The following is a 15,218-nucleotide window of genomic DNA, read 5'->3' on the forward strand; positions in this document are numbered from 1 at the left end:
AATTATCGATCACGCCAACGGTGGCGCGAAAAATACCAGAGCGCGTACCCGATGCGGCATGCCGGGGGACTTGTCAGGTGAGCACGTGCCCGTCCGGCGAAGCGGAACGTCTCGCCGCGCTCTATGCCCTGCAGATCCTGGACACCCCCTCACAAGAACATTTCGAGGCCGTCTGCCGAACGGCGCAGCGGATGTTCGCCGTGCCGTCGGCTTTCGTGTCGCTCGTCGATGCCGAACGGCAGTGGCTGAAGACGCCGTGCGATCTTATCCCGCAGAACCTGCCGCGGGCCGCAACCTTCTGCGACCACACCATCCGCAGCGATGACGTCCTCGTCGTCACCGACGCCAGTCTGGATCCGCAGTTCGCCGCCAACGCACTGGTCGCCGGCGAGGCCAATGTCCGCTTCTACGCCGGCGCGCCGCTGATCCTGCGCTCCGGCATCAGGATCGGAGCGCTCTGTCTCATCGATACGAGGCCGCGAGATTTCTCCGGAGATGACGTCGCAGCCCTGCGCGACCTCGCCGAGATCGTCGTCGCCCATCTGCGCCTGCACGAGGCCAACAGCTCGCGTGAGCGCGAGGCAACGGCCCGCATGGCCCGCGAGCAGGTGATCGAGGCCCAGGCGGCGCAGCTGCGTATGCGGGAAGCGGCCCTGGGCGACGCGAACCGCCTCCTGACGCTGGCCGAAAGCATGGCGCATGTCGGACATTGGCGCGTCGCGCTGGCCGACGGCAAGCCGGTCTGGTCCGACGGCACCTATGGCATCCTCGGTCTCGAGCCCGGCGCACCGATCCCGTTGCTCGGCAGCGCGCTGAGCGAGATCTACCATCCCGACGACCGCGAGCGGGTCTCAGCCATCGTACAGGACTCCATACGCAACGGCACCGGCTACGCCTACGAGGCGCGGGTCCTCCGGCCCGGGGGCGAGATCCGCGACGTGACGGTCAGCGGGATCTGCGAGACCGGCCCCGGCGGCCATGTCATGGGCCTGTTCGGCACCGTTCTGGACATCACCGAGCGGAAAGCCGCGGAAGCCGCCCTCGCCCGCAGCGAGGCCCGGTATCGGATCCTGGCCGAGGCGCTCCCGCTTCTTGTCTGGGCGGCGCGTACCGAGGATGGCAGGGCGACCTACGCCAACACCTGCTTCAACACCTATTACGGGCCGATCGGTCACGAGCGGGCCGACCGCCGCGATCGGGCCCATCCCGACGATGCCAGCCTCCTGGACGCGGCATGGCGGGAGGCGCGGATCGCCGACACGCCGTTCAACGTCGAGGTACGGCTGCGCCGGCACGATGGGGTGTATCGCTGGCACCGGATCGTGATGATCCCGATCGCGCCCGCTCGGGACGGGGCGGCTGCGGAATGGCTCGGTACGGCGCTGGACGTCGACGACATCATCACGACGCAGAAGCGGCTCGAAGAGACGGGCAATCTCCTGCGCCTCGCCCAGGAAGCCGCCGACGCGGGCGCATGGGACTACGACATGGAGACGGGCGTCGTCGCCCTCGATCGCGAACACCAGCGGCTCTACGGCCTGCCCGACGACGGTCCCCTGGCAATTCCGTCCTCGGCCTGGACGGGCATGGTCCATCCCGACGACCGGAGCATCGTCTGGGATGCGATCCGCCGGGCCGTCGAGCTGCGGGAGGATTACGTCACCGAGTACCGGATCATCGCCGGTGCGTCCGAGCGCTGGATGCATGTCTGCGGCCGCGCGCTCTACGACGACGCCGGCCGGCCGATCCGCATGGTCGGCCTTAGCTTCGACGTGACCGAACGCAAGCACGCGGAAGCCGCGCTCCAGGCGGCGACCGCGGCAGCGGAAGCGGCCCGCGTCGAGGCCGAGCGGGCCAGTGAGGCCAAGAGCGATTTCCTCGCGGCGATGAGCCATGAGATCCGCACGCCGCTGAACGGCATCCTCGGCTACGCGGACCTCCTCCTCGAAGGGCGGCGGCACAGTCCGGAGGACCGGCACCGGCTGGAACTGATCCAGGGCTCCGGCGCGGCGCTGCTGACGGTCGTCAACGACATCCTCGACTTTTCCAAGATCGAAGCGGGCCAGTTCGAACTCGACCCGATCGCCTTCCCGCTCCACGTCCTCGTGGACAACACGGTTTCGATCGTGCGTGGCAGCGCCCTCAAGAGCCCGCTGGCCATCGCATGCAGCGTCGATCCGAGCCTGCCCGACTTCGTGTTCGGCGATGCGAGCCGCCTGCGGCAGGTGCTGCTCAACCTCCTGAACAACGCCGTGAAGTTCACGCCGGCCGGCTCGGTGACGCTCGCGGTCACGCACGAGGGCCAGCGCGCCCTGCCGAATGGCGAGACCGCCGAAGCCATGCGTTTCACGGTCACCGATACCGGCATCGGCATCGCACCGGAACAGCTGGAGCGGCTGTTCAAGCGCTTCAGCCAGGTGGACGGCTCGATCAGCCGGCGCTTCGGCGGCTCGGGGCTCGGCCTCGCCATCTGCCGACATCTGCTGACGATGATGGGCGGCGAGATCGGCGTCGAGAGCGAGGCCGGCATCGGCTCGACCTTCTGGTTCACCCTGGCCCTGCCGCGCCGCGAGAGCGTGCCGGACCTATCGCCCAGGGCCGTGCCCGCCCCCGTCGCCGCGGCGCAGGCTGCGTCGGAACTCGAGGATGGCGAGGCGCCGGTGCGCCTGCTCCTCGTCGAGGACGTGCGAATCAACCAGGAACTCGCGCGTGCGGTTCTGGAGATCAGGGGTTACCGGGTCGACATCGTGGAGGACGGCGCAGATGCTGTCGCCAGGGTTCAGGCGACGGCCGATGGGCCGACGCCTTACGATCTCGTCCTGATGGACGTGCAGATGCCCGGTATGGACGGATTGACCGCGACCCGCCTGATCCGCGCCATGCCCGGCCATGCCGGACAGGTGCCGATCGTCGCGATGACGGCCAACGTGCTGCCGCGGCAGGTCGACGACCTGCAGGATGCCGGCATGAACGACCATGTCGGCAAGCCGTTCAAGCGGCCGGAGCTCTACGCGGCCATCGATCTCTGGGTCGACCGCGAGCGCGCCCGCCGCCGCGAACACGCCTCCCCTTCCGCGGAGATCGATCGCGGCGAGACGATCCTCGACGCCGACGCCTTCGCCAACATCCGCGATCGGATGGGGCCGGAGCGTACGCAGTCGCTGCTGATGCTGCTCGAAACCGAGTTGCGGACACGCTTCGACGCGATGGACCTGCGGCAGAACGCGATCGTCGACCGGGGCCAGCTCGCGCATGACGCCCACGCCATGATCTCGGCAGCCGGCATCCTCGGCTTCGCTGGCCTCTCGGCCCTGTGCCGCGAGGTCGAGACCGCCTGCCACTCCGGCGACAATCTCGGCCCCCTGATCTACCGTCTCACGGAGCTGCGCCGGGGCACGATCCGAACGATCCAGGCGCTGCGCGCGGCCTGAGGGTCATTCCTCGCCCTCCGGGATCGGATCGGCCGTCCAGGCGGTCGCGAACGCCGCGAGGTGGCGCGCATCCGAGAACGCGAGCACCGTGACCTTGCGCTCGGTCGGCATCGCTCCGGGATAGGGTGCGAGCAGGACCGATTCCCGCGAGAGCCGGGCGCCCGGGGTCTTCTCGTCGACCCAGGCCTGCGCCTCGGGCGTCAGGTTTTCGGGATCGGCCAGCGCACGGGAATCCGCGCGCAGCACGATGATGGTCGTGGGGAGCGCCGGATTGCTCCCCCGGACCTGCTGGATGATGTCGATCATCGGTTGAAGGTCCGCGCTACTCGGCGAAGTCGTTGATCTGGACGGCGGCCTGGGTGTCGGTGAAGTTCGGGATGTCGCCGAAGATCTCCGGGCCGTTCGCCTCGGCGGCCGCCTTGAAAGCCTCGGCCGATTCGAAACGCAGCAGCGCGATCACCTGGAAGGGCGGCGGGGTGCCGTCCGGGGTGGCGACGCCCTTGATCACTTCGTAGCCATGCAGGCCCTGGGAGGACCAGCGCTCGCTGACCAGCGGCATGTGCGTCTTCAGATAGTAATCCATGTCGAAGCGGGTTCCGGCTCCGGCTGGATACATCACGCTGATGAGGACCATGGCGTTCTCTCCTGATTTCTTGTCGGTGTCGCGGGGAGATAGATCATTCGTCGTCGGGGAAGCAACGGACGATGCCGCGCTACGGCACCATCCCGCGAACCGCGAAAGCGCTTGCCAGCATGCCGAAGACGTAGAGCGGCACGCCGAAGCCGCTGTACCAGATCGCCCGCTCCGTCGGCGCCTTCAGGAAGCGCCGCATCAGGACGATCTGTCCGATCAGGAAGGCGATGACGATTCCCGCCTGGATCGGCCGGTCCCAGGCGAGCAGGAGCCCGATCACCACCACCTGCGGCACGGCCATGACCCAGCAGGCGACGCGTGCCGCGCGTTCCGGCCCGAGCATCGCCGGCAGCGAGCGGATGCCCATCTGCAGGTCGCCCCGGACCGACTTGAAGTCGTTGAGCGTCATGATGCCGTGGGCACCCGCGCTGTAGAGCAACGCGAGGATCAGCGTCGGGGCCGGCGGCAGGGCGCCGCCGATCATCACCGCCGCGCCGGTGACCCAGGCGAGGCCTTCGTAGCAGAGCCCGCAGGCGGCGTTGCCCCACCACCCGTTCCGCTTCAGCCGCAGCGGCGGCGCGCTGTAGGCCCAGGCTAGCGCCAGCCCGACGATCGCCGCCACGAAGACCCACAGCCCGAGGCTCGCCGCGACGAGAAGCGAAAGCCCCGTCCACGCCACCGCGATCGAAAAACCCCAAGTTCCGGGGATGCGCCCGGACGGGATCGGCCGGTCCGGCTCGTTGATGGCGTCGACCTCGCGGTCGTACCAGTCGTTCACTGCCTGGCTTGTGGCACAGACGAGCGGCCCGGCGAGCAGGATGCCGACAAAGGCGATGCCCCAATGGCCGGCGAGCGGTACGCCCGACGCGACCACGCCGCAGCCGAAAGCCCACATCGGCGGGAACCACGTCACAGGTTTGAGAAGCTCCAGCACGGCCGAGGGAGCCGGATAGGTCCGGGCCGTCGTGGTCATGCCCTGCATCTCCGAAACCTCACGATTTGCCGAGACGCCCATCGCCGCGGGGCAACTCGTCCGCATCCGGCGTCAGCCCATAGGGTTCGACCAGCGCCCAGACGTGCGGCGGCACCATGTGGCGCAGGCGCCGGGGAAGCTCGCGGCGCAGGTGCAGCACCGTCTCGACCGCTTTCATCTCGACGCGGGTGCGGGCAAATTCGAGCCCGCGCGGCCCGAACCGCGGCATCATCCAGCCGACGATGGGCCGGACCCAATCCGGCATGCGCCGCAGCGGCAGTCCGCCGGCGGCCCGCTCCACATTGGCCATGAAGCCCTTCACGGCCCCCTGGCGCTTGCCGGCGCTGCCGGGCGCCTGCGTGCGAACCTCGTCGCCGAGCAGGTCGAGCAGCTCCTCGCCACGCGCGTTCCGCACGATGAGCCATTGCTCGCCCTGGCCGGCCATGTAGCCGACGGTGATGTCGGCCAGGACGTTGGTGTAGTCGACGCAGGTCCGGCAGGTCAGCGGGAAGAAGTCCGGCGGCAATCGCGAGATCGGCAATTGCAGGAAGGGGATCTCCTTCACGCGGCCGTCCGCGAAGCGCAGTTCGACGTGATAATCGGCCCGGAATTCGAGATAGACGATCGTCTCGGGCGCTTCGCTGAGCAGCGCGAGAAAGTCATGGAACCGTTCGGTGGTGGTGTTGTCCGAGCAGGGTGTGCCGATGACGTAGAGCCGTTCTAAGCCGAGTTCCGCTTCCAACGCCCGCAAAGCGTAGACTTGGCAAGGGATGCCGATGATCGCGAGCCGGCGGTAGCCCTGTTCGCGCGCCGGTTCGAGCAGTGCCAGCAGCGGCGCGTAGCCCATCCGCATGCCGCGACACGAGGCCAAGCCTTCGGCCTTGGTGACCAGCACCGGCACCGGCCGCCAGCGATCGTCCGGATCCGGCGCCATCGTCAGCACGGCATCGACCGCCCCGGTCTCCAACAGGCGCTCGGCGAGGCGTGTCGCGATCCCGGTCCACTGCGCGCCCGCGACAGGCCGCACGAGGCTCGCCCGCAGCATCCGTCGGAACGGGCCGAAAAAGCGCTCGTCGATCCGCTCCGGATCACGAGGCCGGCCGTGGACTCGGCTTTCCAGCGCCGCGTAATCCGGCCTGATGAACTGACAGGCCCGGCCGCAGCGTTTTGGGTCGTCCGTCCGGGAGATGCCGCAATCGGTGCACAAATCCCGCGCCACCGCCTCGCCGACGGGGGGCGCCCAGACGGGCGGGACGGTGGCGGTGGCAGCCCCAGCGAGACCCGCGGTCACGATGCTTCGCCCGATCGCACAACCGTCCCGGACACGCCTGGGTCACTCCGAAGCCGCTGGCGTCATCGTCCAGCCGTTCTCAAGACGCATCCAACCGCCGCGCGCGGGCGATGTAAAGCGCCGTTGACAGGTCGACCGCCAAATCCGGTGATCGGCCGGCGTGGGATGGTGAGAAATACATCAGAAAAGAAGTGGTGCGGGCGGTCGGAATCGAACCGACACTCCTTGCGGAACCGGATTTTGAATCCGGCGCGTCTACCAGTTCCACCACGCCCGCATTCGGCAGCGCCGTCACCTCGCAAAACGGTCGAGAGGCTCGGACGTGCCGTCAGTGCTGAATGGCACAGGCCACCCGATTTCGTCCAGAGCGCGGTTGCCGCTCAGGCGAGCATGTAGGCGAGCAGCGAGCGCAGTTGCGCCGGCTTGATCGGCTTGTGAACGAACTCGGCGCCCGTTTCGATGACCTGCCGCTCGATCTCGCCGCTGTAATCGGCCGTGGTGACGATGACCGGCGTCACCCACCCCTGCGTGCGGCGGAGGTAGGCCACCACGTCGAGGCCGCAGCCGCCGTCGTCGAGGTGGTAGTCGATGATCATCACGTCGGGCCGCTTCATGCCGGCGCGTAGCGCCTCGGCGACGCCGGCGAGGTCGCGGTGGGTGCGCACCTGGGCGTCCCAATTGGTCAGCAGCCGCTCCAGCGCCTCGGCGGTGGAGGCGTCGTTCTCGACGATGAGGACGCGGGCCCCCGTTAGCGTGGTGGCCACGGGTGCGATGCGGACTTGCGCGTCGGGCCGGGCCTTGCCGCAGGGCAGGTCGATGGTGATCCGGGTGCCGTGGCCGACCCGCGAATGCAGCGTGATCGTGTGGCCGAGCGCCGAGGCCATGCGCTGTACGATCGACAGGCCGAGGCCGAGGCCCAAGCCGACATCGGCGTCGTCGGTATCCTTGCTGCCGCGATAGAATTCCTCGAACACCAGAGACTGCTCAGCGGCCGGAATCCCGCGGCCGGTATCGACCACGTCGATGCGGCACTGCTTGCCCCGGCGCCGCACGGCGATCAGAACGCCCCCGGTCTCGGTGTAGCGGACGGCGTTGGAGACGAGGTTCTGCAGGATGCGCTGCAGCAGCAAGATATCTGTCTCGACCACCACGTCGCGGCAGCGCGTGACGAGGCGCAGATCCTTGCGCGCGGCGAACGGGCGAAAACTCGCCTCGATGTTGGCGACGAGGTCGGCGAGCCGTACGGACTTCAAGACAGGCCGCACCACGCCGGCATCGAGCTTCGAGATATCGATCAGCGTCTTGATCAGGTCTTCGATGGTCTGCAGCCCGCGCTCGACCTGTCCGGCGACGGTCTGCGCCTCGGGGCTCGGTGCGAGGTCGGTCAGCGCCGAGAGCGAGAGGCGGGCGGCGTTGAGCGGCTGCAGAAGGTCGTGGCTCGCGGCGGCGAGGAAGCGGGTCTTCGAGCGGTTGGCGGTCTCGGCCTCTTCCTTGGCCGCCTGAAGCGCCTCGTTCGAGCGCTCCAGGCTGTGCATCAGGGCGGTCAGCTCCTCGGTACGGGAGCGGACCCGACCCTCCAGCGTAATCGCCGTCTGGAACAGCGAGTAGGCGCCCCCCTGCTGGTCCATGGCCCGCTCGACATGGGCCATCAGAGAGGCGTTGATCCGTTCGAGCTTGTACACGCGTCGGCCCAGCGCCGCGACGGTCTCGGGCTGCTCGGCCGTCGCGATGGCATCTCTGGCCGACATCAGGCGGAGCGGCCGCGGCCGATCGCGATCCCGGTGAAGGTCTGGTTGAGGTGCATCGAGCGGTACTGCTCACCGTAGGTCTCGAAGCCGACGACACCGTAGTGGCGGTAGAGATCGGAGATCTTGTGGTGCACCTGCCGGCTTTCCGCATCGAGACGTCGCAACACGCAGTCGAACCCGATCACCACGTCGATGCCGCCGAGCGCCGTATCGAGGCTTGCCAGTTCGGCACGGGTCGCCTCGACGATGTCGCGTGGCTGGGCCAGCGTCAGCACCGCGCCCTCGCTGATCGCGCAGAAGAAGGTCAGCGAGCCGTCTTCGTCGAGGCGGCTGATCGAACGGCAATAGTACTCGCCGCCGATCTTCACGGCGAGCGGGTAGGCCGCAAAGCTCATCGGCGTCAGGTGCTCGGGGTCGAGTCCGACCGCCATGGCGTATTCGCGCGCGGCGGGCTCGGCATTCAGTTCGTGGACCCGACGATTTTCTTCGGATGCGGCCGTCACGACGAATTTTTGCGAGGTCGGCTCGAAGTTGTCGCTCTTGAAGATCCGGATCGGGAAATCGGTCTCGACGAGGATCAGCACGGCTGCGTTGGTGTGGATCGCGCCGTTGTGGATCAGCACGGTGCCGGCGAAGGCGAGGTCGTCGCCAGCCGAACCGCCGACGAGGGGAATGCCGTCGAGCGCCCAGGCGACGGCGGACACGACCGTTTCCTCGGCATTCGCCAGGGCGTCGATGAGCGAGAGCGCGAAGCGCGGGCCGGGATCGCGGTCGGGCCGGTTCTGGTCGAGGGTGCGGCGCAGCGCTCTGACGGACGATGCGGTGGTCTCGACGTCGAGTCGGTCGATTTCGGTCAGGACGTCTGAGACGATGCGGAATCCCTCGTGCGGGAAGGCGATGACGACGAAGCCGCGATCGATGGCGCCGGCGGGGCAGATGCCGCCGGAGGTGCTGCAGCCGGCGAGGCCGACGCCGGGAAACTGCTCGGCGATCGCCGCGGTGAGGTCAGCGGTGGCGTAAGCGGGCGCGAAGAAGACGAGCAGATGTCCGATCGCCGTGCGATCGAGAATGGCTGCGACGGCGCAGACGGCCTCCCGCGCGTCGGAGGCATCCGTCCAGGCCGTCTGGATCCCGCACAGATGCGCGCGCATCTGCGTTCCCTGCACCACTGTCTCGCTCCCGCGCGGGGGCCGTCCGGCGACCCTCTCCTGCGAACTATATGTCCGTATCGCCAAAATCTGGCAATCGCAGCGCCCGGTCGGCAGTGAGAGAAGCATCGAGGCACCTGGGGATGGTCGACCGGTCCCGAAAGCTCAAGTCTCCGTGCGAAGGCGAGCGGATGCGGTGCCGGCCGTTGAGCCTTCAGTCACCATTTAGACAGTTCGACGCCCCGGAGCGACCGGCTCGGCCTCCGACGAGCGGCGCGTTAGACCTATGTTAATCGCGCCGGCCGTTCCTTCAAATCAAGCAGGGAGACACCGCGTGGCGAAGCGAGCGAGCTGGGGCGAAACGGAGTTCTACGAGCTTCTCTGCCTGATGATGATCGGCGTCTGCGGCTGGGTCGTTGGAATCCAGCTCGGCGCGTTCCGGCTGCTCGATGAAGTAATGATCGACAAGGGCCTGTCCGACATCGTGATGCTCGGCTTCTTCGTCGGGATCGCCGCCTTCGTGGCGAGCGTCCACAAGTCGCTGAGACTGCGCAAGGCGATAGTCGAGCGGGACCTCGCCGAAGCGAAGGCCTCGTCGGTGGCGCGTCACGATTCTCTCACCGGCCTCGCCAATCGGCGCCGCTTCGTCGAAGGCGTGGACACGGCGTTCCGGCACGGTCCGGAAGGCGCGACCGCCGCCGTACTGCTGATCGACCTCGATCGCTTCAAGCCGATCAACGACCTCTACGGCCATGCCGCCGGCAACGTGGTCCTCTGCACCGTCGCCGAGCGCCTGGAACAGGTCCTTCCGCCCGGCAGCATCGCGGCGCGGCTCGGGGGCGACGAGTTCGCCGCGCTGCTGCCGTCATCGATCGGCAGCGAGGCGATCGCCCGGCTCGCGCAGGCCGTGATCACGACCCTCTCCGCCCCGATTTCCTGGCAGAGTTCGGAGCTGAAGGTCGGCGCGACCATCGGCATCGCGCTGGCTGGCGGTGCGGTCGGCGACGCCGAATCCGCGCTGCACGCGGCCGATCTCGCCATGTACCAGGGCAAGAAAGACGGCCGCGGGACGTACCGCTTCTTCGAGAGCGCGATGGACGAGGAGTTGCGGGCCCGTGCCCTGCTGGAACGCGACCTGCGCGAGGCAATCAACGAGGGGCGCATCGAACCGTTCTATCAGCCCGTCGTGGCGCTGCCCGGCCGCGAACTGACCGGCTTCGAGGTGCTCGCCCGCTGGCGGCATCCCGAGCGCGGCGTGCTGCCGCCGAGCGAGTTCATCTCGGTCGCCGAGGAGACCGGCATGATCGGCGATCTCTGCTACGACCTGCTGCGCCGGGCCTGCCGCGATGCGGCGAACTGGCCCTCGCACCTCCAGCTCGCCATCAACATCGCGCCGCAGCAGTTCCAGGACCGCTGGCTCGCCGAGCAGATTCTGGCCATCCTCAACGAGACCGGCTTCCCGGCGAACCGCCTGGAGGTGGAGATCACCGAGAGCGCGCTGATCCAGGATCTCGAAGCCACGCGCGCGACCCTGACCTCACTGCAGAATCTCGGCGTGCGCGTCGCACTCGACGATTTCGGGACCGGCTATTCGAGTCTCTACCACCTGCGCGAGCTCAAGTTCGACAAGCTCAAGATCGACCGCAGCTACGTGAACACCATCACCATGAGCGAGGAGCGCGCCAAGCTGGTGGATGCGATCATCAAGCTCGGGTCGAGTCTTGGGCTCGTGACCACCGCCGAGGGCATCGAGTGCTCCGGCAGCCTCGACTGGCTGGAAGGCCAGGGCTGCGACTTCGGCCAGGGCTACCTGTTCGGCAAGCCGATGTCGAAGGCAGAGACCGACCGGTATGTCGAGAACGGCCCCGCCGAGACGGCGGCGCGGCAGCAGATCGCGGCGTGACCTGACGGTTAAGCTGAATCGGACCAGATCGATCGGGTCGCGTCGAGTTCATCGACGCGCGCGTCGCTCCGGACGCCTTGCTACTCCGCCGCGCCGGCCGACTTCTTGTCCCCGGCCGCCGGTTCACCTGCAGCAGGCCGCACCGCCGCCCCCCACGGGAATCGGCCGACCTTGATGCTCTTGATCGCCTTCAGGGCTCCCACGTCGATCACGGTAACGTCGCCGGAGACGCCGTTGGTGGTAAGCAGCCGGTCCTGTTCGGGCGTCAGCACGGTGTGCCAGACGCGGCGGCCGACGAGGATGTAGTTCACGACCTTGTAGGTCTTGGCGTCGATGACCGCGATGCGGTCGGATGGGCCGAGGGCCACGAACGCGTAGCGGCCGTCCTCGGTGAGGCTGATCCCGACGGGCTGGATACGGTCGGCCGAAACGCCCTTCACCTCGAAGCGGATCGTTTCGATCACCTTGCGGGTAGCGACGTCGATCACGGCGACGGTGCCGCCGATCTCGGACGACACCCAGAGCCGCGTGCCGTCCTTGCTGAACTCGGCGTGGCGCGGGCGCTGCTCGACCTGCGTCGCGTCGACCGCCTGCAAGGTCTTGGCGTCGATCCAATGAACCATGTTCGTGGTCTCGGAGGTCGTCACGGCGATCGTGCCATCGGGGCTGACAGCCATGCCTTCGGGCTCGATGCCCACGTCGATCTGCGCCAGCACCTTGCGCGAATCGGCGTCGACGACGGTGGTGGTGGCGTTGTTCTCGTTCGCGATGAAGAGAGTCCTGCCGTCCGGCGCCAGGGAAAACTGCTCCGGGTCCTCGCCGGAGGGCAGGTTGTGCAGCAGCTTGCCGGTCGCCGGATCGAGCACCTGCACGGCGTCGGAATCGCTGGCGCACACGAAGAGCCGACTGCCATCCTTCGAAAAGACGATACCGCGAGGGCGACGGCCCACGGGGAAAGTGCGGGTCACCTCGTAGGTGGTCGTATCGATCACCGAGACGGAGTTGTCGCGCTCGTTGGTGACGTAGATCTCGTGGGCGAGGGCCGGCGGCGCGAGGATGCCGACTGCCAGCAGGCCCGCAACTGTGCGGCGGATCATCCTATCCTCCCATGGCCTTGCAGGCGCTCTCGGGCTGGTCGAGGCCGAGGGTGTCGAGTTCGGTGCGCCGGTGCAGAAAACCCTCGACCGGGGCGGCCGCGACGACGGCGCCGGGCCAGAGCAGGTAGAGCGGCTGGCGCAGTTGGCCGTTCCAGGACCGGAAGCTGAGCGACCGGCCCTTGAAGCCGCCGACCTCGAATTTCGGGCCGAGCATCAATGCCTTGATCGCGGCCGGATCGCCGGATTTCAGCTGAACGGCCGCCTCGCCCACCGCATGCACGGCCATCCAGCCGGCCCAGTCGACGGGGAGCATGCTGCGGCCGGCGAGCTTCTTGAAGCGCTCCCGCAACTGCACCGCGGCCCAAGCCTCGACGGCGCGGCCCCAGGCCGCCGGCGTCAGGCCCTGCGTGCCGACCACCGGACGCGGAGAGGCGGTGTTGAACACGAGGTTCGTGCCGAATTCGCCGAGTTCGTCGGCTACCGCGACGACATCGTGCTCCGGGCCGCGCGTCACCAGGGCGAATTCGCGCAACGCGCTGTCGCGGATGTCCGCGCCGTGGGCGTCGAAGCGCGACTCGGCCACGACTTTCGCGCCGAATTTTCTGGCGCTTCGCCGCAGGGCCTCGGCGTACAGGCCGTCGCCGGGATTCGGGCCGGAGACGAGCAGCATCCGCGTCCAGCGCTTGAACACGAGAAGCTGCACCAGCGCGTCGGCGAGCATGTCGCGCGACGGGATGACGTGGAGAAGCCGTGCCCGGCAATCGCCGTCGCGCAGGCGGGTGTCGGTGGCACCGATGTTGAGGAATACGGTGTCCCGCCCCTCCTCGGAATCCGTCAGAGCCAACACATCGTCGGCCGGGGCGTTGACCACGACGAAGCGCGGCGGGCCGGCTTTGGCGATCTCGGCGAAGGCGGCGCGGATGTCGGCGCCCGGCTCGACCACGGTGGTCTTCAGCGCGAAGCCGAGCCCGACGAAACGCCCTGTGGCATTCGAATCCCTGATTCCGAGTTCGGCCCCCTTGAGGCCCTCGTCGTCGGGGACCGGGTCCTCGTTGTTGAGCGGCGACGGCCGCTCGATGCGGCGTTCGATGTATTGGATCGCCAGGGGCTCGCCCGTCGGCGAAAGCGCCTGCGCGTCCGGCGCGGCCAGGACACCGAGAATGGCGACGAGGGCAAAGATCCAAAGGGCGCCGGGCACGATGCGGCGCCCGGGCGCGCTGGCGCGGGTCCGTCGGCCGGCCATCAGCATAACGCCCGCCTGCATCTCGGCAGATCTCGTTCCCGCCCCGTCTTCATCATTTGGCGACGACGATACGGCGCGGGTCGACGATGCGACATTGGACCAAGGTGCGGGGACCGATCGGCAGTTGTCCCAGGATCGAACGGCAGATGAGCCTGCTGGCTAGTACCAAAGCACAATGGGTTCGCCCCGCTGTGCTTGCTACCGTGGAAGCAATCGAAAGTGCGACGGCCCGCGAGGGTGAAGGACGCACCATGTTCACGGCGTGAACGGACTCAGAGCCGTCCGAGATGCCGTCAAGGGAGAGACATCGCAGATGACCAAGAAGCTTGCGCTCGTCGGAGGCGTGCTGGCCACGCTCATCGTGTCGAGTGGCGCCGTCTTCAGTCACGGCGACGTCCAGCCCCAGGAGATCAAGACGGACGGCCTGGAGAAGCTCGGCGACGAGTGGAAGAACGAGAACCCGTATCGCGGCAACGCGCAGGCCATCAAGATCGGTGCCTCGGGCTACAACCAGAACTGCGCCCGCTGCCACGGCCTCGAAGTCATTTCCGGCGGCCTCGCCCCCGACCTGCGCTATCTGGAGAAGGGCAAGGAGGGCGACGAGTGGTTCAAGGAGCGCGTGACCCACGGCGCGATCATCAACGGCGTCACCAAGATGCCGGTCTTCGCCGGGGTGCTGTCGCAGGAGGGCCTCTGGGCGATCCGCAGCTACCTCGAATCGAAGCACGAGGAACAGTGAGCGGCTCGAGGGTGATGGCTCACAGCACACGGTCCATGGTCCGCGGGTTCCTGTTCTCTGTCGCAGCCGTCGCCCTTGCGACGGCGCCCGTCGCGGCGCGCCCTCTCGACGAGGTCGCTAGCGATGGCACGCTGCGGGTGGTGCTCTACGAACAGAATGCTCCCTTCTCCGATCTGAAGGACGGCAAGCCCTACGGAATCGAGGTCGACCTGGCCGAGGCGCTGGCCGCGGCCCTGAAGGTCAAGGCCGAGATCCGCCTCGTCGATGCGGGCGAGAACGTCGACGGTGACTTTCGGTTGAACCTCTGGAAGGGCGATCTCGCCGGATCGCAGCTCGGCGACCTGATGCTGCACGTGCCGGTCGACAAGCTGCTCGCGATCCGCAACGAGCAGATCTTCATGACGCGGCCCTACTATGACCAGAGGCTCGCCTTCGCCGTGCGCAAGAGCGCCGTCGAGAACTTCGAGACGGTCGGCGACATCGGCACCGCCGCGATCGACGTGGAGGGCAACAGCGCCTCGGACGCGATGCTGCTCACCGCCCAGGGCGGACAGCTCCGGCCGAACCTCAAGCACTTCAAGAGCTTCGACGAGGCTGCGAAGGCGTTCCTCGCCGGTGACGCCCCGATCCTTGCCGGATCGCGTGCCGGCATCGAGTCCGCCTTGTTCGCAGCCAAGTCCTCGAAAGACGAGATCGGCATCCGCGAACTCCGGCTCGGCGGCCCCGTGAAGCTGACCTGGGACCTTGGCGGCGCCGTGAAAAGCGATTCGCGCGACCTCGCCTATGCCGTCGGCGACGCAATCACCGCGATGACCGAGAACGGCACTCTGAAGGCGATCTTCGACAAACATGGCGTCGAGTTCTCGGCGCCGAAGGGATACTGAACAACCCACCTCGCAGGACCAAGCAAAAAAAACGGACGAAGACTTTCGCTGCCGGCGTCGGCTGCGAGAAGACTTCGTTTTTTTTGCGTTTATTGCTCGGGTACGAGCTTAATAACTCTCATCTTAT

Annotated in this window: 12 protein-coding genes and 1 tRNA gene; 4 read left to right on the top strand and 9 right to left on the bottom strand. The window is 67.7% G+C overall.

The window, feature by feature from the left end; genetic code table 11:
- Positions 1 to 77 precede the first annotated feature (77 nt).
- Positions 78 to 3,431 (top strand): PAS domain-containing protein, encoded by a 3,354-nt coding sequence (locus MHA02_RS00370; protein ID WP_147075986.1) that lies wholly within the window; start codon positions 78 to 80, stop codon positions 3,429 to 3,431.
- Positions 3,432 to 3,434: 3 nt separating this feature from the next.
- On the opposite strand, the gene MHA02_RS00375 is transcribed toward MHA02_RS00370, so the two are convergent.
- The 7 genes from MHA02_RS00375 to MHA02_RS00405 form a co-directional block, all read right to left on the bottom strand.
- Complete coding sequence (locus MHA02_RS00375) at positions 3,435 to 3,737, bottom strand: hypothetical protein (protein ID WP_147075987.1); 303 nt, start codon at positions 3,735 to 3,737, stop codon at positions 3,435 to 3,437.
- A 16-nt stretch (positions 3,738 to 3,753) separates the two neighbouring features.
- Positions 3,754 to 4,065: an EthD family reductase gene (locus MHA02_RS00380; protein WP_147075988.1), complete on the bottom strand. Its 312-nt coding sequence runs from the start codon at positions 4,063 to 4,065 to the stop codon at positions 3,754 to 3,756.
- Between the two features lie 79 nt (positions 4,066 to 4,144).
- Complete coding sequence (chlG, locus tag MHA02_RS00385; protein ID WP_238180342.1) at positions 4,145 to 5,038, bottom strand: chlorophyll synthase ChlG; 894 nt, start codon at positions 5,036 to 5,038, stop codon at positions 4,145 to 4,147.
- Positions 5,039 to 5,057: 19 nt separating this feature from the next.
- Positions 5,058 to 6,329 (bottom strand): Coenzyme F420 hydrogenase/dehydrogenase, beta subunit C-terminal domain, encoded by a 1,272-nt coding sequence (locus tag MHA02_RS00390; RefSeq protein ID WP_147075990.1) that lies wholly within the window; start codon positions 6,327 to 6,329, stop codon positions 5,058 to 5,060.
- A gap of 192 nt (positions 6,330 to 6,521) precedes the next feature.
- Positions 6,522 to 6,606, bottom strand: a tRNA-Leu gene (locus MHA02_RS00395).
- 103 nt (positions 6,607 to 6,709) lie between these two features.
- The gene (locus MHA02_RS00400; RefSeq protein WP_147075991.1) at positions 6,710 to 8,077 is read right to left on the bottom strand and encodes an ATP-binding response regulator; all 1,368 of its coding nucleotides are present in this window, start codon (positions 8,075 to 8,077) and stop codon (positions 6,710 to 6,712) included.
- The gene (locus MHA02_RS00405) at positions 8,077 to 9,246 is read right to left on the bottom strand and encodes an FIST N-terminal domain-containing protein (RefSeq protein WP_147075992.1); all 1,170 of its coding nucleotides are present in this window, start codon (positions 9,244 to 9,246) and stop codon (positions 8,077 to 8,079) included. Before MHA02_RS00405 ends, MHA02_RS00400 begins: the two co-directional genes overlap by 1 nt.
- 367 nt (positions 9,247 to 9,613) lie before the next feature.
- Here MHA02_RS00405 and MHA02_RS00410 point away from each other — a divergent pair, with 367 nt between their 5' ends.
- Positions 9,614 to 11,128, top strand: a complete 1,515-nt coding sequence (locus MHA02_RS00410; RefSeq protein ID WP_238180348.1) for a putative bifunctional diguanylate cyclase/phosphodiesterase — start codon at positions 9,614 to 9,616, stop codon at positions 11,126 to 11,128.
- An 80-nt stretch (positions 11,129 to 11,208) separates the two neighbouring features.
- Here the strand turns inward: MHA02_RS00410 and MHA02_RS00415 are convergent, their stop codons facing one another.
- Entirely contained in the window at positions 11,209 to 12,225 is a 1,017-nt protein-coding gene (locus MHA02_RS00415) for a YVTN family beta-propeller repeat protein (protein ID WP_174804631.1), read from the bottom strand.
- 1 nt (position 12,226) lies between these two features.
- Positions 12,227 to 13,489, bottom strand: coding sequence for a lanthanide ABC transporter ABC transporter substrate-binding protein PedA1 (gene pedA1 / locus MHA02_RS00420; protein ID WP_238180341.1), 1,263 nt, complete (start codon positions 13,487 to 13,489; stop codon positions 12,227 to 12,229).
- Between the two features lie 292 nt (positions 13,490 to 13,781).
- Between pedA1 and pedF the strand changes: the two genes are divergently transcribed.
- Both pedF and MHA02_RS00430 read left to right on the top strand, forming a co-directional pair.
- Entirely contained in the window at positions 13,782 to 14,207 is a 426-nt protein-coding gene (gene pedF, locus MHA02_RS00425; protein WP_147075994.1) for a cytochrome c-550 PedF, read from the top strand.
- Between the two features lie 35 nt (positions 14,208 to 14,242).
- On the top strand, positions 14,243 to 15,091 hold the full coding sequence (locus MHA02_RS00430; protein ID WP_147076015.1) for a substrate-binding periplasmic protein: 849 nt from the start codon (positions 14,243 to 14,245) through the stop codon (positions 15,089 to 15,091).
- Positions 15,092 to 15,218 lie beyond the last annotated feature (127 nt).

Source organism: Methylobacterium haplocladii (assembly GCF_007992175.1).
In the GTDB taxonomy this organism is placed as follows: Bacteria; Pseudomonadota; Alphaproteobacteria; order Rhizobiales; family Beijerinckiaceae; genus Methylobacterium; species Methylobacterium haplocladii.

Bases quoted from the DNA above. Each gene is read 5' to 3' on its own strand.
- MHA02_RS00415 (WP_174804631.1), bottom strand. From the start codon at position 12,225: ATGATCCGCCGCACAGTTGCGGGCCTGCTGGCAGTCGGCATCCTCGCG.
- pedA1 (WP_238180341.1), bottom strand. From the start codon at position 13,489: ATGCAGGCGGGCGTTATGCTGATGGCCGGCCGACGGACCCGCGCCAGC.
- MHA02_RS00410 (WP_238180348.1), top strand. From the start codon at position 9,614: ATGATGATCGGCGTCTGCGGCTGGGTCGTTGGAATCCAGCTCGGCGCG.
- MHA02_RS00380 (WP_147075988.1), bottom strand. From the start codon at position 4,065: ATGGTCCTCATCAGCGTGATGTATCCAGCCGGAGCCGGAACCCGCTTC.
- chlG (WP_238180342.1), bottom strand. From the start codon at position 5,038: ATGACCACGACGGCCCGGACCTATCCGGCTCCCTCGGCCGTGCTGGAG.
- MHA02_RS00430 (WP_147076015.1), top strand. From the start codon at position 14,243: ATGGTCCGCGGGTTCCTGTTCTCTGTCGCAGCCGTCGCCCTTGCGACG.
- pedF (WP_147075994.1), top strand. From the start codon at position 13,782: ATGACCAAGAAGCTTGCGCTCGTCGGAGGCGTGCTGGCCACGCTCATC.
- MHA02_RS00400 (WP_147075991.1), bottom strand. From the start codon at position 8,077: ATGTCGGCCAGAGATGCCATCGCGACGGCCGAGCAGCCCGAGACCGTC.
- MHA02_RS00375 (WP_147075987.1), bottom strand. From the start codon at position 3,737: ATGATCGACATCATCCAGCAGGTCCGGGGGAGCAATCCGGCGCTCCCC.